The organism is Amycolatopsis sp. NPDC049252, from assembly GCF_043197175.1.
GTDB lineage: Bacteria > Actinomycetota > Actinomycetes > Mycobacteriales > Pseudonocardiaceae > Amycolatopsis.
The window spans coordinates 398,429-418,674 of sequence record NZ_JBICSQ010000001.1 but is presented as its reverse complement, the minus strand read 5'-3'; the positions used below and the strand labels follow the sequence as shown (position 1 = coordinate 418,674).

The 20,246-nt window shown below is 70.9% G+C and carries 20 protein-coding genes and 2 riboswitches; of the genes, 11 read left to right on the top strand and 9 right to left on the bottom strand.

Annotated features, from left to right (window positions below):
* Positions 1-25: 25 nt before the first annotated feature.
* A riboswitch (TPP riboswitch) is annotated at positions 26-132 on the top strand.
* The 4 genes from thiO to ACGFMK_RS02070 all read left to right on the top strand — a co-directional run bounded on the left by thiO (position 126) and on the right by ACGFMK_RS02070 (position 2,691).
* Complete coding sequence (gene thiO, locus ACGFMK_RS02085) at positions 126-1,202, top strand: glycine oxidase ThiO (protein WP_392757026.1); 1,077 nt, start codon at positions 126-128, stop codon at positions 1,200-1,202. Its footprint overlaps the riboswitch before it by 7 nt.
* A complete protein-coding gene (gene thiS, locus ACGFMK_RS02080) occupies positions 1,202-1,402 on the top strand; it encodes a sulfur carrier protein ThiS (RefSeq protein WP_392757023.1) in 201 nt (66 codons plus the stop codon). Before thiO ends, thiS begins: the two co-directional genes overlap by 1 nt.
* Before the next feature lies 1 nt (position 1,403).
* Positions 1,404-2,162 carry a thiazole synthase gene (locus ACGFMK_RS02075; RefSeq protein ID WP_392757020.1) on the top strand — a complete coding sequence of 253 codons (759 nt, stop codon included), beginning with the start codon at positions 1,404-1,406 and terminating at the stop codon, positions 2,160-2,162.
* A 97-nt stretch (positions 2,163-2,259) separates the two neighbouring features.
* Positions 2,260-2,691 (top strand): MarR family transcriptional regulator, encoded by a 432-nt coding sequence (locus tag ACGFMK_RS02070; RefSeq protein ID WP_323324287.1) that lies wholly within the window; start codon positions 2,260-2,262, stop codon positions 2,689-2,691.
* Here the strand turns inward: ACGFMK_RS02070 and ACGFMK_RS02065 are convergent.
* Positions 2,688-3,053: a winged helix-turn-helix transcriptional regulator gene (locus tag ACGFMK_RS02065; RefSeq protein ID WP_392757016.1), complete on the bottom strand. Its 366-nt coding sequence runs from the start codon at positions 3,051-3,053 to the stop codon at positions 2,688-2,690. The genes ACGFMK_RS02070 and ACGFMK_RS02065 overlap by 4 nt on opposite strands.
* 93 nt (positions 3,054-3,146) lie before the next feature.
* On the opposite strand from ACGFMK_RS02065, the gene ACGFMK_RS02060 reads away from it, so the two are divergent.
* Positions 3,147-3,986 carry an SDR family oxidoreductase gene (locus ACGFMK_RS02060; protein ID WP_392757011.1) on the top strand — a complete coding sequence of 280 codons (840 nt, stop codon included), beginning with the start codon at positions 3,147-3,149 and terminating at the stop codon, positions 3,984-3,986.
* On the opposite strand, the gene ACGFMK_RS02055 is transcribed toward ACGFMK_RS02060, so the two are convergent.
* The gene (locus ACGFMK_RS02055) at positions 3,983-4,789 is read right to left on the bottom strand and encodes an ion transporter (protein WP_392757008.1); all 807 of its coding nucleotides are present in this window, start codon (positions 4,787-4,789) and stop codon (positions 3,983-3,985) included. The genes ACGFMK_RS02060 and ACGFMK_RS02055 overlap by 4 nt on opposite strands.
* Before the next feature lie 59 nt (positions 4,790-4,848).
* The gene (thiD, locus tag ACGFMK_RS02050; RefSeq protein ID WP_392757005.1) at positions 4,849-5,676 is read right to left on the bottom strand and encodes a bifunctional hydroxymethylpyrimidine kinase/phosphomethylpyrimidine kinase; all 828 of its coding nucleotides are present in this window, start codon (positions 5,674-5,676) and stop codon (positions 4,849-4,851) included.
* A gap of 110 nt (positions 5,677-5,786) precedes the next feature.
* Between thiD (ACGFMK_RS02050) and ACGFMK_RS02045 the strand changes: the two genes are divergently transcribed.
* The gene (locus ACGFMK_RS02045; protein WP_392757001.1) at positions 5,787-6,797 is read left to right on the top strand and encodes a phosphatidylinositol-specific phospholipase C domain-containing protein; all 1,011 of its coding nucleotides are present in this window, start codon (positions 5,787-5,789) and stop codon (positions 6,795-6,797) included.
* Here the strand turns inward: ACGFMK_RS02045 and ACGFMK_RS02040 are convergent.
* On the bottom strand, positions 6,794-7,717 hold the full coding sequence (locus tag ACGFMK_RS02040) for an NADP-dependent oxidoreductase (RefSeq protein ID WP_392756998.1): 924 nt from the start codon (positions 7,715-7,717) through the stop codon (positions 6,794-6,796). The genes ACGFMK_RS02045 and ACGFMK_RS02040 overlap by 4 nt on opposite strands.
* Before the next feature lie 92 nt (positions 7,718-7,809).
* On the opposite strand from ACGFMK_RS02040, the gene ACGFMK_RS02035 reads away from it, so the two are divergent.
* Together ACGFMK_RS02035 and ACGFMK_RS02030 are read left to right on the top strand one after the other, a co-directional pair.
* On the top strand, positions 7,810-8,205 hold the full coding sequence (locus tag ACGFMK_RS02035) for a winged helix-turn-helix transcriptional regulator (protein WP_392756995.1): 396 nt from the start codon (positions 7,810-7,812) through the stop codon (positions 8,203-8,205).
* A gap of 93 nt (positions 8,206-8,298) precedes the next feature.
* Positions 8,299-9,810, top strand: coding sequence for an alkaline phosphatase family protein (locus tag ACGFMK_RS02030; protein WP_392756992.1), 1,512 nt, complete (start codon positions 8,299-8,301; stop codon positions 9,808-9,810).
* A gap of 392 nt (positions 9,811-10,202) precedes the next feature.
* On the opposite strand, the gene thiD (ACGFMK_RS02025) is transcribed toward ACGFMK_RS02030, so the two are convergent.
* From thiD (ACGFMK_RS02025) to ACGFMK_RS02015, 3 genes are all read right to left on the bottom strand, one after another.
* Positions 10,203-11,003, bottom strand: coding sequence for a bifunctional hydroxymethylpyrimidine kinase/phosphomethylpyrimidine kinase (gene thiD / locus ACGFMK_RS02025; RefSeq protein ID WP_392756990.1), 801 nt, complete (start codon positions 11,001-11,003; stop codon positions 10,203-10,205).
* Positions 11,000-12,634: a phosphomethylpyrimidine synthase ThiC gene (thiC, locus tag ACGFMK_RS02020; RefSeq protein ID WP_392756987.1), complete on the bottom strand. Its 1,635-nt coding sequence runs from the start codon at positions 12,632-12,634 to the stop codon at positions 11,000-11,002. Before thiC ends, thiD (ACGFMK_RS02025) begins: the two co-directional genes overlap by 4 nt.
* Positions 12,628-12,752: riboswitch (TPP riboswitch) on the bottom strand. It overlaps the preceding gene by 7 nt.
* Positions 12,753-12,802: 50 nt before the next feature.
* The gene (locus ACGFMK_RS02015) at positions 12,803-13,714 is read right to left on the bottom strand and encodes a S1C family serine protease (RefSeq protein WP_392756982.1); all 912 of its coding nucleotides are present in this window, start codon (positions 13,712-13,714) and stop codon (positions 12,803-12,805) included.
* A 196-nt stretch (positions 13,715-13,910) separates the two neighbouring features.
* Between ACGFMK_RS02015 and ACGFMK_RS02010 the strand changes: the two genes are divergently transcribed.
* Positions 13,911-16,076 carry a glycoside hydrolase family 15 protein gene (locus tag ACGFMK_RS02010; protein WP_392756979.1) on the top strand — a complete coding sequence of 722 codons (2,166 nt, stop codon included), beginning with the start codon at positions 13,911-13,913 and terminating at the stop codon, positions 16,074-16,076.
* Positions 16,077-16,139: 63 nt separating this feature from the next.
* Here the strand turns inward: ACGFMK_RS02010 and ACGFMK_RS02005 are convergent, their stop codons facing one another.
* Complete coding sequence (locus ACGFMK_RS02005; protein ID WP_328448169.1) at positions 16,140-16,718, bottom strand: peptide deformylase; 579 nt, start codon at positions 16,716-16,718, stop codon at positions 16,140-16,142.
* A 155-nt stretch (positions 16,719-16,873) separates the two neighbouring features.
* On the opposite strand from ACGFMK_RS02005, the gene ACGFMK_RS02000 reads away from it, so the two are divergent.
* Complete coding sequence (locus ACGFMK_RS02000; protein ID WP_323324274.1) at positions 16,874-17,182, top strand: DUF3263 domain-containing protein; 309 nt, start codon at positions 16,874-16,876, stop codon at positions 17,180-17,182.
* Entirely contained in the window at positions 17,179-17,805 is a 627-nt protein-coding gene (locus ACGFMK_RS01995) for a LytR C-terminal domain-containing protein (RefSeq protein WP_392756974.1), read from the top strand. Before ACGFMK_RS02000 ends, ACGFMK_RS01995 begins: the two co-directional genes overlap by 4 nt.
* Positions 17,806-17,856: 51 nt before the next feature.
* Here ACGFMK_RS01995 and ACGFMK_RS01990 read toward each other — a convergent pair whose 3' ends face one another.
* On the bottom strand, positions 17,857-20,124 hold the full coding sequence (locus ACGFMK_RS01990) for an AAA family ATPase (protein WP_392756970.1): 2,268 nt from the start codon (positions 20,122-20,124) through the stop codon (positions 17,857-17,859).
* Between the last annotated feature and the right edge of the window lie 122 nt (positions 20,125-20,246).

Here is a 20,246-nt window from a genome sequence, read left to right as displayed (position 1 = left end):
GGCAACGAACGGCACAGTAGGGTGAACGGGTCCGCACGGGAGCCCGAGGCAACGGGCTGAGAGGGAGCTGCCGCTCCGACCGTGGAACCTGATCCGGGTCATGCCGGCGCAGGGAGCGTGATCCCATGACGAACACCTTGGCCGTGGTCGGTGCCGGCGTGATCGGCCTGTCCGCGGCGTGGCGGGCGGCCACGCAAGGCCACGCGGTCACCGTCTACGACCCCGAACCCGTGCGCGGCGGTGCGTCCTGGCTGGCCGGCGGCATGCTCGCCCCGGTGACCGAAGCCTGGCCGGGTGAGGAGGACGTCCTCGCCCTCGGCGAAGAGTCGCTGCGCCGCTGGCCCGCTTTCGCGCGCGACCTCGTCGACGAGGGCGTCGACCCGGGCCTGGCCGAGCACGGGACGCTGGTCGTCGCCTTCGACAGCGCCGACGCCGGTCACCTCGACATCCTCGCCGGCTACCTGCACTCCCTCGGCCGCGCGGCCGAACGCCTGACCGGACGCGAGACCAAGCGGCTCGAGCCCGGCGTCGGTTCCGTCCGAAGTGGACTCCACGTGCCCGGCGACCTGGCCGTGGACAACCGGAAACTGCTCAACGCGCTGTACGCGGCGTGCGTCAACCACCAGGTCCGGTTCGTCCGCGAACGCGTCGGAACGATCCCGGACGCCGACGCCGTCGTGCTCGCCGCCGGCGCCTGGACCGGACGGCTCCACCCGCAGCTCGCCGACGCCGTCCGCCCGCTCAAGGGCGAGATCCTCCGCCTCAAGCCCCGCCGCGGCTGCCTGCCGCCGCCGACCCGCACCGTCCGGGCCGTGGTCGAAGGCCGGCCGATCTACCTGGTCCCGCGCGGCGACCAGGAGCTCGTCCTCGGCGCGACGCAGTACGAAGCGGGCTTCGACCAGGCCGTCACCGCGCGCGGTGTCCGTGAGCTGATCGAGGGCGCCGAGCGCGTCTTCCCGGCGATCACCGAGTACGAGCTGGCCGAGACGGCCGCCGGCCTGCGCGCCGGCAGCCGCGACGCGCTGCCGTACCTCGGTGTCCTGGACGACGGCGTCTACGCCGCGACCGGGCACCACCGCAACGGCCTGTTGCTGGCCCCGGTGACCGCGGACGCCGTGGTCGCCTGGCTCGCGGGGGAGAAGCCGCCCGAAGGCGTCGAAGCGGCTTCGCCCGCCCGCCTGTCCCGGAAGGAGCACGTGTGATGGAGATCAAGCTCAACGGCCGGTGGACGGAGTTCCCGGACGACGCCACCGTGGCCGACGTCCTCGACGCCGCCGGCGGACAGCGGCCCGGGATCGCCGTCGCGGTCGACGGCGTCGTCGTCCGCCGGGGCGACTGGGCCACCACCGCCGTGCCCAAGGGCGCGGCGTTCGACGTGCTCACCGCCGTCCAGGGAGGCTGAAGTGGACGAAGCACCGCTCGTCATCGGCACGCACAAGCTGTCGTCACGGCTGATCATCGGCACCGGCGGCGCGGCGAACCTCGCCGTGCTCGAACGCGCGCTGGTCGCGTCCGGCACCGAACTGACCACCGTCGCGATGCGACGCGCCGACGCCGAAGGCGGCTCCGGCGTGCTCGAACTCTTGAAAAGGCTCGGGATCCAGCTGCTGCCGAACACCGCGGGCTGCCGTACGGCGGCCGAAGCGGTGCTCACGGCGCGCTTGGCGCGCGAGGCGCTTGATACCGATCTCATCAAGCTCGAGGTGCACGCGGACGACCGGACGCTGCTCCCGGACCCCGTCGAAACCCTGGACGCGGCCGAGCAGCTGGCCGCCGACGGCTTCACCGTGTTCGTTTACACGAACGACGACCCGGTGCTCGCGCTGCGCCTGGAGGAGGCCGGCTGCGCGGCCGTGATGCCGCTGGGTGCGCCGATCGGCACCGGCCTCGGGATCCGTAATCCGCACAACATCGAGCTGATCGTTTCGCGAGCGGGTGTGCCGGTGATCCTCGACGCCGGAATCGGCACCGCGTCGGACGCCACGCTGGCGATGGAGCTGGGCTGCGACGCCGTCCTGCTGTCCACGGCCGTCACCCGGGCCAGTGATCCCGAACGGATGGCCGCGGCGATGCGCTCGGCCGTCGTCGCCGGACGCCTGGCCCGCGGCGCCGGGCGGGTGCCGCAGCGCTTCTGGGCCCAGGCGTCGAGCCCGCCGCGCTGACCGCCGGCGCCTTAACACCGAACCCGCACCGGGAACCCGTAAAGTGGACCGAACTTTCCGGCGCACCCGCGCACGGGTGAGGCAGAAGGAGCCAGCCGTGACCACATCGGTCCAGGACACCTCGGGCAGGTTGTACCTCGCGGTGGGCAGGCTGTCGCGATCGCTGCGCCAGGCCGGTGTGCCGGGCCCCGGCCACGGCGCGATCTCCGCACTGGCGACCCTGGTGCACGCCGGTCAGCTCCGGCTCGGCGATCTCGCCGCCAAGGAGGGCGTCGCCGCGGCGACCATGTCGCGGATCATCGCGTCCCTGGTCGAGGCCGGGTACGTCAGCCGCGAGTCCGACCCGGTCGACCGGCGGGCGTGGCTGGCGAAGGCGACCGAAGAAGGCGAGCGGCTCGTCTCCGGCGTCCGGTCGACACGGGTGCAGGAGCTGAACCGGCGGCTGGATCGCCTGTCACCCGAGCACCGCGAAGCGCTGACGACGGCGCTTCCGGCGCTCGAAGCCCTGATCGCCGACGAAGACCGCTAAGCCGGGGGCGGCAGCCGCCGGGTGATCCGGTCGAAGAGCTCTCCCAGCGGCTCGCCGACGTCCCGGCCGAACTCGGTCAGCCCGTAGGTGACCTGCGGCGGTGTCGTCGGCTCGACGCGCCGCCAGATCAGGCCGTCCTCGACCAGCGCCCGCAGGGACTGGGCGAGCATCTTCTCGCTGATCCCTTCGATGCTCTCGCGCAGCTCGAAGAACCTGAGGTCGTTGCTCTGCAACGAGATCAGCACCCAGATGCCCCACCGGCTGGTCACGTGGTCGACCACCTCGCGGGCGGCGCACGCGGTGTGAAACACCTCATACCGCGGCTTGGTCTCGTCCTGGGTGAGCTGCGCGCCTCCGGTCACGTAGGGAGCTTACCCAGAGGTATGTCCTTACCAAAAGTTAGCCCGGCTCCTAGCGTTCCCGAGCACCGAAGACATCGGACGAAGGAGCAGAACATGATCGTGGTGACCGGAGCTACCGGGAACATCGGCCGGCCGTTGACACGGGCGCTGGCCGAGGCGGGGCAGCAGGTGACGGCGGTGTCGCGGCACGCCGCGGCGTTCCCGGACGGCGTCCGCCACGTGGTGGCCGACCTGGCCGAGCCCGCCGGCCTGGAGCCGGCGCTCGCCGGGGCGAAGGCGTTGTTCCTGCTGCTGTCCGGCGACCTGCACGCCGTCGGCGCCGACCCGGCCGACATCGTCCGCACGGCCGCCGCCAGTGGGGTCCGTAAGGTCGTCCTGCTGTCCACGCTGGGCGTGGCGACCAGGCCCTTCGGCACGACACGGATCGCGATGCGCGCGCTGGAGGACGCCGTGCGCGAGTCCGGTGCGGACTGGAGCATCCTGCGGCCGGGCGGCTTCGCCTCCAACGCCCTGTGGTGGGCCGAGTCCGTCCGCACCCAGCGGGTTGTCGCCGCGCCCTTCGGGGACACCGGGGTGCCGGTCGTCGACCCGGTGGACATCGGCGAGGTCGCGGCGGCCTGCCTGCTGGACGACCGGCACACCGGCGAGGTCTACGAGCTGACCGGGCCGGCGGTGATCACGCCACGCGGGCAGACGGCGGCCATCGCCGGCGCACTGGGCTCGCCGGTGCGGTTCCACGAGCTCACCCGCGCCGAGGCCAAGGCCGGCATGACCCGGAGCATGCCGGCTGAGCTCGCCGACGACACCCTGGACATCCTCGGCTCGCCGAGCCCGGCCGAGCTGCGGGTCAGCCCGGACGTCGAGCGGGTGCTCGGCCGGGCCCCGCGCTCGTTCGCCGACTGGGCCGCCGAGAACGTCGCCGCGTTCCGTTAAGCGGCCTGCTCACGTCGCAGCTCGGCGAGCTCCGCGCGCACGGCGCGGAGCTCTTCGAGGATCTCGCGGTTGGCCTCGGCCTGCGTCGCGGCCTGTTTGGCCTCTTCCTCGCGGATGTCCTGCCGCAGCTCGTCTTCCATGCCGCTGACCACGACGGCGATGAAGAGGTTCAGCACCGCGAAGCTGGACACCAGGATGTAGACGACGAAGAAGATCCAGGCCATCGGCGCCTGCCGCATGATCTCCTTCGCGATGTCCGGCCACGCCTCGCCGGTCATCACCTGGAACAACGTGAACAGCGACGTCCCGAGGTCGCCGAAGTTCTCGGGCGAGATGACGCCGAACAGCTTGGTCGCCATCACACCCGCGACGAAGATGATCAGCGCGAGCAGCGCGGCGATCGACGCCATGCCGGGGATCGCCGCGAGCAGCCCGGAGACGACCTTCCGCATCGACGGCACCACGGAGATCAGCCGCAGCACCCGAAGCACGCGCAGTGACCGCAGCACCGCGAACGGCCCGGTCGCCGGGATCACCGCGATGCCGACGACCAGCAGGTCGAAGACGTTCCAGCTGTCGCGGAAGAACCCGCCGCGGTAGGCGTAGAACTTCGCCAGCAGCTCGGCGACGAAGATGCCGAGCGCGATGTGGTCGAGGGTGTGCAGGAGGCCGCCGTAGCCGTCGATCAGCGACGTCGACGTCTCCATGCCGAGGGTGGCCGCGTTGAACACGATCACGGCGATGATGAAGTTCTGGAAGCGGCGGTCCTCGAGGAACTTCGCCACCCGCTGGCGCCCGGTCAAGGCCGTCCCCCGTTGTGGTCAAGGATCAGTAAACGAGGAAAGGGTAACCGGGCGGGTACTCAACGCTCTTCGGGTGCCAGCCGCCAGAAGGCCGAGACCGGGCCGACCTTGGCGCCCATCGGGTACGCGTGCTCGACGGCGTGGGACACGAACCACTTGCCGTAGCGGGCCGCCTCGACCACGGACATGCCCTTCGCCAGCCCCGCGGTCAGCGCCGAGGCCATGGTGTCGCCCGCGCCGTGCGTGTGCTGGGTCGGGTACCGCTCACCGGGCAGCTCCACGAACGTCGAGCCGTCGAAGAGCAGGTCGACGCACTCGGGGTCGGCCTGCAGGTGACCGCTCTTGACCAGGACGTACTTCGGGCCCATGCGGTGCAGCACCACGGCCGCGGTGTGCATGCCTTCGCGGTCCTTCACCGTCATCCCCGTGAGCAGGCGGACCTCGTCGAGGTTCGGCGTCAGCACCGTCGCGCGCGGCAGGAGCTCGTCACGCAGGGCGTGCAGGCCCGCGTCGTCGAACAGCGGGTGGCCGTGCATCGACGCCGCCACGGGGTCGACGACGAACGGGATCTTCTCGTCGCGGCCGATCTCCGCCTTGTCGCACGCGGCCGCGACGGCGTTGATGATCTCCGCGGACGCCAGCATGCCCGTCTTGGCCGCGCCGACCCCCATGTCCGCCGCGACGGCCTCGATCTGCCCGGCCACGATGTGCGGCGGCAGGTCCGCGCGGTCGTGCACGCCCAGGGTGTTCTGCACCGTGACGGCGGTGACGGCGACCAGGCCGTGGACGCCGCAGGTGAGGAACGTGCGCAGGTCCGCCTGCAGACCGGCGGCGCCGCCGGAGTCCGATCCGGCGATGGTCAACGCGGTGGGCGGGCTCGTGGTCATGGGTTTCCCGACTTCTGGTCTAGGCCAATCGGCCGCTTTTCCTTCATCAGCAGTCAACCACGGTGGCACATTGTGTGAGCTACTCACCAGTTACGAGCGAAGGAGCCTGGATGAAGCTCTTCTCGGTGGTACTCCTCACGGCCGCTCTCGCGCTCTCCGGGGCGACCGCCGCCCACGCGGACGGCCCGAAGCTCTCCCACGTCACGACCGTCGGCGTGCACAACACGTACGACCCGGCGGCCTACGACTACCTGGCCCGGGCGCTCGACGCCGGCTCGTCGCTCATCGAGCTCGACGTCTGGCCCGACTTCATCACCCACGAGTGGAAGGTCAGCCACTCGAACCCGTTGGGGAACAGCAACAACTGCGTCGCGGCGACGTCGGCGGCGCAGCTGTACACCGGCGGGAAGAACAAGAACCTGGAGTACTGCCTCGACGACATCCGGATCTGGCTCGCCGCCCACCCGGGCCACCCGCCGCTCACGCTCAAGCTGGAGATGAAGACCGGCTTCTCGGACAACACCGGCATGGGCCCGGACGAGCTGGACGCGACGTTCCGCTCGCACCTGGGCAGCGTCGCGTTCCGCCCGGCGGAGCTGCTCGGGAGTTACGGCACGCTCGACGACGCGGCCAAGGCGGACAACTGGCCGTCCGTGGACGCGCTGCGGGGCCGGGTGATCACCGAGATCATCCCGGGCACGGTGGAGGAGCAGAACCCGACCGACACGCTGCACACGGACGTCGAGTACGCGCGTTACCTGGTCGGGCTCAAGAACGCGGGCAAGCTCGGCGACGCGAACATCTTCCCGACCGTGCACGGCGCGGCCGGTGGTGACCCGCGGGACAAGTACACCGCCGACCTCAAGCCGTGGTTCGTGGTCTTCGACGGTGACGCGAACGCGTGGGTCACCCAGACCGGGCCGGGCTGGTACGACACCAACCACTACTACGTCGTGATGACCGACGGCCAGAACGTCGCGCCGGCCATCGACGCCCACAACCCGACGGTCGAGCAGGCCAACCAGCGCGTCGCGGACCTGGCGAAGCAGCACGCGTCGGTGGTCACGTCCGACTGGACCGGGCTCACGACGGTGCTGCCCCAGGTGCTCGCCAGGGGTTAGACGGTCAGCACGAGCTTCCCGGAAACCCGGCCGGACTCACCCAGCTCGTGCGCCTTCGCGACGTCTTCCAGCGGGAAGGTCCGCTCGACGCGGACCTTCAGCTGACCGGCCTCGATCAGCTCGACGAGGCCGGTCAGCCCGCCGCGGTCCGGTTCGACGAGGATCCGTTCCGTGCGCACGTTCCGTTCGGCCGCCGCCTTTTCGACCCGGTCGCCGACACCGCTGGGCACGCCGATCAGCAGGCCGCCTTCGTTGATCGCGGGCAGCCAGCGCAGGTCGCTCTCCTCGCCGACCAGTCCGAAGTAGACGTCCACATCGGACGCCGTCGCGGCTTCGTCGTGGTAGTCGATCGGCTCGTCGACGCCGAGTTCGCGCAGCAGGTCGTGCTTGCCCGCGCTGGCCGTGCCGAGCACGTGCGCGCCGCGCGCCTTGGCGAGCTGCACCGCGAGGTGGCCGACCCCGCCCGCGGCGGCGTCGACGAACACCCGCTGTCCCGCTTGGACGTTCCCGACGTCGACCAGGCCCTGCCAGGCGGTCAGCCCGGCCAGCGGCAACGCGGCGGCCTCGGCGAACGACAGCCCGGCGGGCTTGCGCACGAAGTGCCGCGACGGCGCGGTGACGTACTCCGCGTAGCCGTTCGCCGGGCGCGGGAACCAGGGCATGCCCAGGACTTCGTCACCCTGCCGGACGCCGGTCGCGCCGAAACCGGTCTCCTCGACGACACCCGCGACGTCCCAGCCGACGGTGAACGGCGGCTCGCCGAGGAACCCGCCGCCGGCGCGCACCTTCCAGTCGACCGGGTTGATCCCGGCGGCGTGCACCCGCACCAGGACCTCCGTGGGCCCGGGTTCCGGCCGCGGTGCTTCGGTGACGGTCAGCACCTCCGGCCCGCCGAGTGCCTGCTGGGTCACGATGCGCATCACTGTCTCTCCTTCGTTCCGGGGTCGGCTCCTATACTCGGATGGGTAGGAACTTTTCGCTAGAAGGCACTTATTCGTAAAGTAGGTACCTGATGGAAACCACCTGTGACCAGGACGGACCCTGGGACGTTTATCTCCGCAGCTGTCCGTGCCGTGACGTGCTGGATCTGCTGGCCAACAAGTGGACGGCCCTGGTGCTGGGCGCGCTGGCCCGCGGCCCGCACCGGTTCGGCGAGCTGCGCCGGGCGGTCGACGGCATCAGCCAGAAGATGCTGACCCAGAACCTGCGCCAGCTGGAGCGCGACGGTTTCCTGACGCGCACGGTCTACCCGACGACTCCGCCGACGGTGGAGTACGCGCTCACGGACATGGGCGGCGAGGTCGGCGCGCACCTGATCGCGCTGAGCGCGTGGTCGCAGGCCAACTTCGACCGCATCCGCGCGTCGCGCCAGTCCTACGACGGCCGGGAGCTGCAGCCGGTCCGCTGATGGCTCACCGGGTTTCGCCGGGCGTTCACCTCTTCGTCTTCGTGGCTCCCTAACCTCCGGGTAACTCATCCGAACCAATTTCCTGGAGGGTTCATGCGGAGACTGTTCTGCCTGGTCACAGCGTTGGTCGCGGCCGCGGGGCTGACGACCGGCGTCGCCGAAGGGGCGGCCAAAACGCCCAAAGTGCTGGTGATCGGGCTCGACGGCACGCGGTTCGACAAGCTCCTGGCCGCCGACACGCCGAACGTGCACGCGCTCGTCCAGCGCGGGTATTCGTCGCGCAGCTCGCTCTACGGCAGCGGGATGGCGCCGACGCTCAGCGGTCCCGGCTGGTCGTCGATCCTCACCGGCGTCTGGCCCGACAAGCACCTGGTCAAGGACAACGCGTTCACCGGCAACAACCTGGCCGCGTACCCGAGCTGGCTCGCGCGCGCCGAGACGGCGAACCCGGCGCTGGACACCTACGCGGCCGTCGACTGGAAGCCGATCGGGGACAAGATCCTGCGGACCGGCCAGGACCGCAAGTACGTCCTGGACGGCGACTCCGCCGGGTACGAGAACACCGACCCGCAGCTCGCGGCGGACGCCGAGAAGCACCTGAAGCAGGACAAGGCCGACGCGTCGTTCGTCTACTTCGGAGAGACGGACGAGGACGGCCACGCCCACGGCGCGGATTCGCCGGAGTACGCGGCAACCCTGCGCTCGGACGACGCGTACCTCGGCCGGCTGCTGGCGGCGATCAGCGCGCGGCCAACCTATGCGTCCGAAGACTGGCTGGTCATGCTGACCACCGACCACGGCCACACCGGCCCGGGCGGCCACGGCGGTGACAGCCCCGAGGAGCGCATGACGTTCGTGGTGGCGGCGGGCGGCGCGGTGCCGCCGGGAACACCCGCGGTGGCGCCGAAGATCGTGGACATCGCGCCGACGGCGTTGCGGCACCTGGGAATTCCGCTTTCCCTGGACGGTTACGCGCTGGGTGCGGTGCCGGTGGACCCGTTCGACTCGGCGATCTTGAAGCCGCGGGTGGACGAAACCGGCGTCCCGGCTTCGGTGCTCGGCTGGACGCACGAGGCGCCGTCGGGCTGGACGGTCCGCAACGCTTCGGCCATGCCCGCGGGTGTGACGGAGTGGCAGGGCTGGGCGTTCACGAACGACGACTTCTGGACGCGCACCGCGCCCGGGCAGGAGCGGGAGGCGAACGTGCGGTCCCGGGGTGTGTTCGCGGTGGCGGACCCGGACGAGTGGGACGACAAGGGCTCACCGTCTTCGTCGGGTACCTTCGATTCTTCCCTGGTTTCGCCGGCTCTCACGGTGTCCGGCAAGTCCATTGTGGACATCAGGTTCGTCTCGCACTACCGCCAGGACGGCACCCAGCGCGGCGCCCTCACGGTCTCCTTCGACGGCGGCCCGGAGAAGCCGCTCCTGGCCTACGGCCCGGAATCCTCGTCCGCAAACCGAGGCGGCGACGTCCTGTCCCAGCCGACAGCGACGTCGGTGGCGGTCCCGGCGGGCGCCCGTTCGGCCCGGTTCACGTGGCGCCTCTACGCGGCGGGCAACAACTGGTACTGGGCGGTCGACGCCCCGCGCCTGACGGCCCGCTGAGCGCGCCGGTGGGGCCGGCTCACGCGCCGGGCCGGTCCCACCAGTGCCGCTGCTCGATGTCGGACCTCCGTCAGGGGTTGGCCCTTCTCCGCAGCTTCGTCGCGAACGTGCTACGTGCGGCCGAGGTGCGGAGTGAACCACCCAGGGCGATCAGTTCGAAGTGCGGGCGCGCCACGACCGCACACCGTCCTGTTCGCCAGCCGCGGAAATCACCGTCCCAAGCGATCTTGGTTGGGTGGGGCCAACTCGCGTTCGGCCAATGTGGCGAGCATCCCGGCCACCGTGTGGTCCGGCGGCGGCTTCAGCAGCCCGCGCTCGCACGTGCGTTGAGCCCGCGCAGCCTGCCATGGCTGGTCGTGAGTGGTAATTCGGGTTAGAACCCTAATTGCCACTCACGACGGGCCGAGCACCCAGAACGGCGACACCGGGCCAACTCCCGCGCCCAGTGGGTAGGACTCCGCCACGCAGCGCTCGATGAACTTCTTGCCCGCCGCCACCGCGTCCGGTACCGAAGCACCCTTCGCCAGCGATGACGTGATCGCCGAGGCCATCGTGTCGCCGCCGCCGTGGGTGTTTTCCGTCTGGTAGCGGGGGCCGCTGAGCGAGATGAACGCGTCGCCGTTCGTCAGCAGGTCCACGCACGTGCTGCCCGTCATGTGGCCGCCCTTGACCAGGACCCACCGGGATCCGAAGGCCAGCAGTGCCTCCGCGGCGGAGCGCTGGGTGGTCGCGTCGGAAACCGAGATGCCCGTCAGCAGGCGGACCTCGTCCAGGTTCGGGGTGATCAGCGTCGCGCGGGGGAACAGCTCCGTGCGGATCGCCTCCAGGGCGTCTTCGCGCAGCAGGGCGTGGCCGGTCATCGACGCCGCCACCGGGTCGACCACCAGCGGGATGTCACCGCCGACTTCGTCCAGCGTCTTGGCCACCGCGCGGATGATCTCCGCCGTGGCCAGCATGCCCGTCTTCGCCGCACCCACGCCCATGTCGGACGCCACCGCCTTGATCTGCGCGGCGACGACGTCGGCCGGGATCTCGGTGAAACCCTGGACGCCCAACGAGTTCTGCACGGTGACGGCGGTCAGCGCGACCAGGCCGTGCACGCCGTTCGCGAAGAACGTGCGCAGGTCCGCCTGGATGCCCGCACCACCGCCGGAGTCGGATCCGGCGATGGTGAGGGCGGTGGGCGGAGTCACGGCTGCACCACGGGCAGGTAGACCTGGCCGCCGGACTCGGTGAACTCCGCCGACTTCGAAGCCATGCCGGCCTCGATGGCCTCCACAGTGGACAGTCCGTGCTCCTCGGCGTACTTGCGGACGTCCTGCGTGATCCGCATCGAGCAGAACTTCGGCCCGCACATCGAGCAGAAGTGCGCGGTCTTGGCGGGCTCCGCGGGCAGTGTCTCGTCGTGGAACGACCGCGCGGTGTCGGGGTCCAAAGACAGGTTGAACTGGTCGTTCCAGCGGAACTCGAAGCGGGCCTTCGACAGCTCGTCGTCCCACTCCTGCGCGTACTGGTGGCCCTTGGCCAGGTCGGCGGCGTGCGCGGCGATCTTGTACGTGATCACGCCGGTCTTGACGTCGTCGCGGTTCGGCAGGCCCAGGTGCTCCTTCGGCGTGACGTAACACAGCATCGCCGTGCCGTACCAGCCGATCTGCGCCGCGCCGATGGCCGAGGTGATGTGGTCGTAGGCCGGCGCGATGTCCGTCGTGAGCGGACCGAGGGTGTAGAACGGTGCCTCGCCGCAGAGCCGTTCTTCGAGCTCGACGTTCTCCTTGATCTTGTGCATCGGCACGTGGCCAGGGCCTTCGATCATCACCTGGACGTCGTGCGAGCGCGCGATGTGGGTCAGCTCACCAAGGGTCTCCAGCTCGGCGAACTGCGCGCGGTCGTTGGCGTCGGCGATCGAGCCCGGCCGCAGGCCGTCGCCCAGGGAGAACGTGACGTCGTACTGGCGCAGCAGCTCGCAGAGTTCCTCGAAGTGGGTGTACAAAAAGGACTCCTGGTGGTGCGCGAGGCACCACGCGGCCATGATCGAGCCGCCGCGGCTGACGATGCCGGTGACGCGCCGCGCGGTCAGCGGGATGTAGCGCAGCAGCACGCCGGCGTGCACGGTGACGTAGTCGACACCTTGCTCGCACTGCTCGACGATGGTGTCGCGGTAGACCTCCCACGACAGCTTTTCCGGTTCTCCGTCGACCTTTTCGAGCGCCTGGTAGATCGGCACGGTGCCGACCGGCACCGGCGAGTTGCGGATGATCCACTCGCGCGTCTCGTGGATCCGCTTGCCGGTGGAGAGGTCCATGATGGTGTCGGCACCCCAGCGGGTGGCCCACACCATCTTGTCGACCTCTTCCTCGACCGACGACCAGACGGCCGAGTTGCCCATGTTGGCGTTGATCTTCACCAGGAAGTTCTTGCCGATGATCATTGGCTCGGACTCGGGGTGCCTGCGGTTGACCGGGATCACCGCGCGGCCGCTCGCGACCTCGGCGCGCACGAACTCCGGTTCGACGCGCTCGCGCGCCGCGATGTACTCCATTTCCCTGGTGACGACGCCTTGTTTGGCCCAGCCGAGCTGCGTGTTGTGCTCCCGGCCGTCGGCCCAGCCGGCCCGCAGCCGGTGCAGTCCACTGTGGACGTCGATGGTGGCTTCCGGATCCGTGTACGGGCCCGAAGTGTCGTAGACGTCGAAGTGTTCCCCGTTGGAGAGGTCGATCCGGCGGGCGGGAACACGCAGTCCGGATTCGGTCTGGTGGTACACCTTGTGCGATCCGGTGATCGGACCCGTGGTGACGGAGACGTGCTTGTTCTCCAGCGTTGTCAACGACTTTCACTCCCTACGCCGGCATTACCCGGTCAGGTTCATGCGGTCGGTGACACCTGGGACAAATCCCCAGTCACCCTCTCAGCCCGCCATGGCGCGAGCTCCCGCGTTGTGGTGTTGTGCCACCGACCATGCCACGCCGGGGCGTGAGACTCAAGTCCGGTCACCTCACCCGACCAGTTCGGCGGGTGTGGCGTAGACGTCGACCATGGCTCCGTTGCGCAGCACGGTGATCGGCAGCGGGGTGCCGATCACTTCGGCGAACAGCTGCCGCTGGATGCCCTGCGCGTCCGAGACGCGGGTGCGGCCGACGGTCAGCACGAGGTCGCCCGCCCGCAGCCCGGCGCGCTCGGCGGGCCCGCCGGAGACCACTTCGCGCACCCGCAGCCCGGCCTCCTGCCCGGTCCGCTCGGCGATGTCGTCGGGCAGTGGCGCGGGCACGCCGACAACGCCGAGGTACGCGCGCCGCACCCGGCCTTCGACGACGAGGGTGTTGATGATCCGCCGCGTCGTCGAGTTGATCGGCACGGCGAGCCCGAGCCCGACCCCGGCGACCGCGGTGTTGACCCCGACGACGCGGCCGGCGGAGTCGGCGAGCGCGCCGCCGGAGTTGCCCGGGTTGAGCGCGGCGTCGGTCTGGATGACGTCCTCGATCACCCGGCCGGCGCGGCCGTGGCGCACCGGGAGCGCCCGGCCGAGCGCGCTGACGACCCCCGCGGTGACCGAGCCGGAGAAGCCGAGCGGGCTGCCGATCGCGACGACGAGCTGCCCGACGACCAGGTTGTCGGCGTCCCCGAGCACGGCGGCGGACGGCGTCTCGTCACGCGCCCGCAGCACGGCGAGGTCGGACAGCGGATCGGCACCGACGACGTCGAAGCGTGCCTCGCTGCCGTCGGCGAAGGTCGCGACGCCTTGTCGTTCGCCGTCGACGACGTGCGCGTTCGTCAGCAGGTAACCGTCGTCGGCGAAGACGACCGCGGAGCCGCTGCCGCGCCCGAGCTGAACCCCGGCGACGTGCGGGGTGACGGTCTTGGCGACCGTGCTGACCGCGCGCGAATAGGCGTCCATCGCCTCGTCCATGAAGTACCTCGATTACACCGTTGCAGATACTTCAAGTGTGCGCCGGTTACCGCGGGAAGTCCGTTCGCTGGTCGAGAACCCCGGACCAGTGACGGTCAGTGGTTCACCGATTCGGACCATGCGCCGGTGAAGGATCGGCGAGACACTGCCTGTCGCTTCTGTAACGGTGCAGAGGCGACATCACTGTGGGGTTGATATGCGCAAACTCATGGTCTCGGCCCTTGCCGGGCTGCTGGTCACCGGCCTGATACCGGCGACCGCGGCGGCGCAGGGGGAGGCTCCCGGCGCGCCCGGCGTCCATCCCAGCTGGCTACCCGCGAACAAGACCGGCTTCGGCACGGCCCACGATCGCGGCAGCAACGTCTGGTTCACGCTCCAGGGCGGCCAGCTGTCCGAGGTCTACTACCCGGACCTGTCCACGCCCAGCGTCCGCTCGATGGACTTCGTCGTCACCGACGGGCGCAGCTTCGCCGTCGCCGGCAACACGACCAAGTCGCAGCAGGTCCGGCGGACCGACGACGACAGCCTCACCTACGAGCAGACCATCACCGATGACCAGCACCGGTGGCGGCTGCGCAAGACCTACGTCACCGACCCGGCCGCGACGACCGTGCTGGTGGACGTCGACTTCCAGTCGCTCACCGGCCGGCCGTACCAGCTCTACGCGGTCGCCGACCCGGACCTGACCAACGACGGCTCCGACGACTCGGCCGCGCGCAAGGGGGACGCGCTCACCGCGTCGGACGCCACCAACGCCGCCGCCCTCACCGCCAAGCCCGGCTTCACGCGCACGAGCGTCGGTTACGCGGGCGCGTCCGACGGCGGCACCCAGCTCGCGAAGACGTTCAAGCTCGCGACCTACGACACCGCCGGCCACGGCAACGTAGTGCTCACCGGGCAGACCGCGGCCGACGGCGTGCGCACCCGGCACGTCACCCTCGCGCTCGGCATGGGCGCGAAGGCGGCCGACGCGCTCGGCAACGCGCAGGCCTCGCAGCGACGCGGTTTCGGCGCCATCACCCGCGCCTACGACCGCGGCTGGGAGCAGTACCTGCGCGGGGTGAGCAAACCGCCGTCGTCGCTGAAGACCGACAGCGAGCGCGACCTCTACAAGGCGTCGATGCTGACGCTGGCCGCGAGCGAGGACAAGCACCACCCGGGCGCGTTCATCGCGTCGCCGAGCATGCCGTGGCGGTTCGGGAACAACGACCCGGAGTGGTCGCCGTCCGGCACCTACCACCTGGTCTGGCCGCGCGACCTCTACCAGATCGCGACCGGCCTGGCCGCCGGCGGCGACACGGCGGCCGCGAGCCGCGCGGTGACCTACATGTTCGGCACGCAGCAGCAGGCCGACGGGCACCTGCCGCAGAACAGCCGCGTCGACGGCGTGCCGTACTGGACGTCGGTCCAGCTCGACGAAACCGCTTTCCCGATCGTGCTGGCCCAGCAGCTCGGGCGCAACGACGTCTGGCCCGGCGTGCGCAAGGCGGCCGACTTCCTGTTGTCCTACAAGGGTCCTGACGGCCAGGCGGCGCCGTGGACCCAGCAGGAGCGCTGGGAGGAGCAGGACGGCTGGTCCCCGTCGACCATCGCCTCGGTGATCGCCGGGCTCGTGTGCGCCGCGGACATCGCGTCGCACAACGGCGCGGCCGCCGACGCCAAGAGGTACCTCGCCGCGGCCGACAAGTTCAAGGCCGACCTGCCGAAGCAGACGATCACCACGAACGGGCCGCTGTCGAAGGACCCGTACTTCGTCCGGCTCACCAAGGACGGCAACGCCAACGCCGGAACGACGTACAACCTCGGCAACTCCAGCGTGACGATGGACCAGCGCGCGGTCACCGACGCCGGGTTCCTCGACCTGGTGCGCCTCGGCATCTACCGCGCCGACGACCCGGTGATCGTCAACAGCGTGCGCGTCACGGACAAGGAGATCTCGTTCACCACGCCGACGGGCCAGTTCTGGCACCGCTACACGAAGGACGGCTACGGCGAGCAGGCCGACGGTTCACCGTGGGACTACACGTTCCCGGCCGGGAGCCGCACGACGTTCGGCCGGCTGTGGCCGCTGCTGGCCGGCGAACGCGGTGAGTACGAACTGACGCTGGGCCAGCCCGGCGCGGCAGCGCGGCGGCTGCGTGACCTCGGCCGCGTGAGCAGCTCGGCGGAGACCATGCCGGAGCAGGTGTGGGACGAGAACCCGCCGTCGGGCCAGACGGGGTTCCCGGCCGGCACCCCGAACACCTCGGCGACACCGCTGGCCTGGACGCACGCGCAGTACGTCCGCCTGGCCCAGGACGTCAAGGCGGGCGCGACCCTCGAAACCCCGCGCGTGGTCCGCTGCCACTTCCTGGGTTGCTGAAAGCCGTGAAGGCCACATTGAGGGACTCAGAGTCCCTCAATGTGGCCTTCACGGACTTGGAGGTCAGATGACGGCGCCGTCGTCTTCCGGGGTGCGTGGGGGGAGCCACGAGAGGCCGGGGACGCCCCACTTGTTGGACTTCAGCATCTTCTTCGCGGCGCGGGCGTGGCGCCCGACGAGCCGGTCGAGGTAGATGTAGCCGTCGAGGTGGTCGGTCTCGTGCTGCAGGCAGCGCGCGAAGTAGCCGGTGCCCTCGACCTCGATCGGGTTGCCTTCGATGTCGGAGCCGGTCACCTTCGCCCACGACGCGCGACCCGTCGGGTACGACTCGCCGGGCGCCGAGAGGCAGCCCTCCCAGTCGTCGTCCGGGTCCGGCATGGTCTCCGGGATCTCCGACGTCTCGAGCTTCGGGTTGACGACGACGCCCTTGTGGCGCACGCCCTCGTCGTCCGGGCAGTCGTAGACGAACACCCGCAGGTCGAGGCCGATCTGGTTGGCGGCCAGGCCGACACCCTCGGCGGCGTACATCGTCTCGAACATGTCGTCGGTGAGGATGCGCAGCTGCTCGTCGAACTCGGTGATCTCCCGAGTCGGGTTGTGCAGTACGGGGTCGCCGGCGATCCGGATGGCGTGGACGGTCACGAGCGGGCAGTTTAGTCGGACCCTTCTGGTAGACCTGCATCAGACCGTGACGCGCCGGTGTCGATGCCCACGTCGGCGTGCGGATCCGTGGTTGAATGACGCCCGCGGAAGAGCTAGGTCATGATCGCCATGTCGCCCGATTGAGAGGGACTCGGATGGACGCCGCGGAGTCGATGGCTGAGCCGCAGCCGTCGCCGCCGAAGCCCGTGCCCGGCCTGACCGAACGCGAGGTCGAGATCCTCGCCTTCGAGCGTCAGTGGTGGCGACACGCCGGGGCGAAGGAGAACGCCATCCGCGAGCGCTTCGAAGTCTCCACCACGCGCTACTACCAGCTGCTGAACAAGCTGCTGGAGAAGCCGGAGGCGATCGAAGCCGACCCGATGCTGGTGAAGCGGCTGCGCAAGACGCGCGCCGCCCGGCAACGCAAACGTGGCGCACGGCGACTGGGGATCGAGCTGAAATGAGCGTGTTTTCGGGAATGTCCCGGCCGATGAAGGCCGCGGGCGTCGCGCTGATCGGTGTCGCGATCATCGCCGCCGTCATCGGCGGGATCTCCGCGTTGAGTGGTGGCGGGTCGAACGAAGCCGGGCCGAGCGGTACGCCCAGCACCCAGCCCGGCACACCGCCGGGCGGGCCGTCGTCGCCGACGTCACCCACGTCGTCGACCCCGCCGCCGTCGACCACGCCCAGCCCGACGTCGTCCACACCGCCCTCACCGGGCCAGCCGACTCCCGGCCAGCCGACGTCGGGGCAGCCGGGCCAGCCCGGCGACCAGCAGACGTCCAACAAGTGGGTCACCGTCCGGGTGTTCAACAACTCGACGATCAAGGGCCTCGCGGCGCGGGCGAAGGACGACTTCGCCGGCTCGGGCTGGAACGTCACCGAGGTCAGCAACTACTCGCAGGGCATCATCCCGGCGACCACGGCCTACTACCGGCCGGGCACCGACGAGGAGGCCGCGGCCAAGCAGCTGGCGCAGGAGTTCGGCTTCAAGGCCGAGCCCCGGTTCCAGGGGATACAGGACGCGAGCCCGGGCGTGATCGTCATCGTGACGAACAACTACGAGTCCGGCCACAAGGGCAGCTGACGAGCCTTTGCCGAAGGGGCGCCACCCGCGGGTGGCGCCCCTTCGCGCTTTTCAGTCCCCGGCCTGGACGTGGGCGTAGGCCTCGAGGGCCGCGAGCTGGGCCGGGTCCAGGCTCGGCCGGACCTTCGTGCGGGCCGTGTCGAGGTGGGCCGCGGTGACCTCGTGGGCCTCCAGAGACTCGCGCATCGCCGTCAACGCCGCTTCGCGGATCAGGGCCGCGCAGTCGGCCGCCGAATAACCGTCCAGAGTGGACGCCACCGCGGCCAGGTCCACGTCGGCGGCCAGCGGGGTGTTCTTCGAGGTCGCCAGCAGGATCGCGGTGCGGGCCTCGGCGTCCGGCGGCGGCACGTAGACGCGGCGCTCCAGCCGTCCGGGCCGCAGCAGCGCCGGGTCGACCAGCTCGGGCCGGTTGGTCGCGCCGAGCACGACGACCTCGCGCATCGGCTCGACACCGTCCAATTCGGTCAGCAGGGCCGCGACCACGCGGTCGGCGACGCCGGAGTCCGACGACTGGCCGCGGCGCGGGGCCAGCGCGTCGATCTCGTCGAGGAAGATCAGCGACGGCGCGGCCTCGGCGGCGCGGCGGAACAGCTCCCGCACCGCGCGCTCCGACTCGCCGACCCACTTGTCCATCAGCTCGGCGCCCTTGACCGCGAACACGTTGAGCGCGCCGGTGCCGGCCAGTGCCCGCACCAGGAACGTCTTGCCGCCGCCGGGCGGCCCGTAGAGCAGCACCCCGCGCGGCGGTGCGACGCCGAGCCGGGCGAACGAGTCCGGGTACCGCAGCGGCCACAGCACCGTCTCGGTGAGGGACTGCTTGACGTCGACCATGTTGCCGACGTCGTCCAGCGTCAGCCCGCCGGTGGCCAGGTTGTCCGAAGTGGACAGCGACACCGGTCGGACGGTGGTCAGCGCCGCCTCGAGGTCCTGCTGCGAGACGCGCGGCTCGTCCTCTTCACGCTGCCGCAGCGCCGCCCGCAGGGCCGCGTCCCGGCGCAGGGCGATCAGGTCCGCCGCGACGAACCCCGGCGTCCGCTCGGCGAGCGCGCCGCAGTCGATGCCCGGCTCGAGCGGGACGTCACGCAGCAGGACGTTCAGCAGCTCACGGCGGGTTTTCGCGTCCGGAAGGGCCAGGCCCAGCTCACGGTCCAGCAGGTCCGCGGCCCGCAGGCGTGGATCGGCGGACTCGGCGCGGGCCGTCGTCGCGACCACGGCGAGGCGGTCGCGGCGCAGGGCCGCGCGCAGCTCCTCGAGCACGATCGTCGCCACCGGCGGCGGGGTGGTCGCGGGCAGCAGCGCGTCGACGTCGGTGATCAGCAGCACGGCGGGGCCCGCGGCGGCGCGGATCGCCTCGCGCAGGCGGGCCACCGCGACGTTCGGGTCCAGCACGGCGAGGTTGGGCGCGGCCACCGGGACGACCTTGACGTCCTCGGCCTGCGCCACCGAACGCACCAGCGTGGCCTTGCCGACGCCTTCCGGGCCGGACAGCAGCACGCCGAGGTGGGTCGGCGCGCCCAGCTTCGCCAGCAGCTCCGGCCGGTGGAAGGCCAGGTCGAACCACTCGGAAAGCTTGCGGGCGGCCGCTTCGCCGCCGATCAGGTCGGCCACCGGCACGGCCGGCTCGGCGACCTCCGCGACCGCCACCTCGTCCTCGACGATCTCGGCGTCGATCCACTCCTCGGCCGCGGTGACGGCGGTGGTGCGGACGAGCGCGGTCGCCGTCCGCGGCGCGGCGGGCTCGGCCGCGGGCCGGGCGCCGTCGCGCCAGACGACCACTGTGGACGGTCCAACCGCGACGGTGCCGGCGGGCTCGGTCGCGGTGACGGTCAGCAGTTCGTTGGTCCAGGTCGCGCCGATGGCCCGCGACAGCTGGCCGCGCAGCCCGGCGGCGTCCGACCCGGGCTGCGGCGCGAGGTCCTGGGGCAGCAGGGAAACGGCGTCCCCGACGGTCAGGACCTTGCCGATCAGGGCGAGGCGCAGCATGTGCGGGCTGACCGAGGTGCTGGCCAGCCGCGACCCCGCGACGGTCACCGTCCGCGCCGCCGACACCTCGGCCGGCGCGACGACGACCTCGGCGCCCTCGGTGACGCCGAGGTTCGACATCGTGACGTCGTCGGTGAGCAGCACCCCGGGCACGCCGGCCTCGTCGGCGGGCGCGGCGAGCGCGGCGCTGACGCGGGCGCCGGTCAGGTGCACCGCGTCCCAGGCCCGCAGGCCCAGCGCGTCGAGGACCTCGGGGTGCAGCCGGACGACACCGCGGCGGGTGTCCAGCGCGGACGGCGTGTGCCGGACGGTCAGCGTGATCTGGGGGTGGCTCACGCCGTTCACCCTAGCGATGCGGAGCGCTCCCACGCGTCGGAGCGGGGGTGATATCCAGCCGGCATCGTGTCGTCCACCTGAGTACGCGTGTCGTCCCGTCAGGTACGCGTGTCGTCCATTCC

Bases quoted from the DNA above. Each gene is read 5' to 3' on its own strand.
- thiO (WP_392757026.1), top strand. From the start codon at position 126: ATGACGAACACCTTGGCCGTGGTCGGTGCCGGCGTGATCGGCCTGTCC.
- thiS (WP_392757023.1), top strand. From the start codon at position 1,202: ATGGAGATCAAGCTCAACGGCCGGTGGACGGAGTTCCCGGACGACGCC.
- ACGFMK_RS02060 (WP_392757011.1), top strand. From the start codon at position 3,147: ATGATCGTGGTGACCGGAGCTACCGGGAACATCGGCCGGCCGTTGACA.
- thiD (WP_392757005.1), bottom strand. From the start codon at position 5,676: ATGACCACGAGCCCGCCCACCGCGTTGACCATCGCCGGATCGGACTCC.
- ACGFMK_RS02045 (WP_392757001.1), top strand. From the start codon at position 5,787: ATGAAGCTCTTCTCGGTGGTACTCCTCACGGCCGCTCTCGCGCTCTCC.
- ACGFMK_RS02040 (WP_392756998.1), bottom strand. From the start codon at position 7,717: ATGCGCATCGTGACCCAGCAGGCACTCGGCGGGCCGGAGGTGCTGACC.
- ACGFMK_RS02035 (WP_392756995.1), top strand. From the start codon at position 7,810: ATGGAAACCACCTGTGACCAGGACGGACCCTGGGACGTTTATCTCCGC.
- ACGFMK_RS02030 (WP_392756992.1), top strand. From the start codon at position 8,299: ATGCGGAGACTGTTCTGCCTGGTCACAGCGTTGGTCGCGGCCGCGGGG.
- ACGFMK_RS02015 (WP_392756982.1), bottom strand. From the start codon at position 13,714: ATGGACGAGGCGATGGACGCCTATTCGCGCGCGGTCAGCACGGTCGCC.
- ACGFMK_RS02010 (WP_392756979.1), top strand. From the start codon at position 13,911: ATGCGCAAACTCATGGTCTCGGCCCTTGCCGGGCTGCTGGTCACCGGC.
- ACGFMK_RS02000 (WP_323324274.1), top strand. From the start codon at position 16,874: ATGGACGCCGCGGAGTCGATGGCTGAGCCGCAGCCGTCGCCGCCGAAG.
- ACGFMK_RS01995 (WP_392756974.1), top strand. From the start codon at position 17,179: ATGAGCGTGTTTTCGGGAATGTCCCGGCCGATGAAGGCCGCGGGCGTC.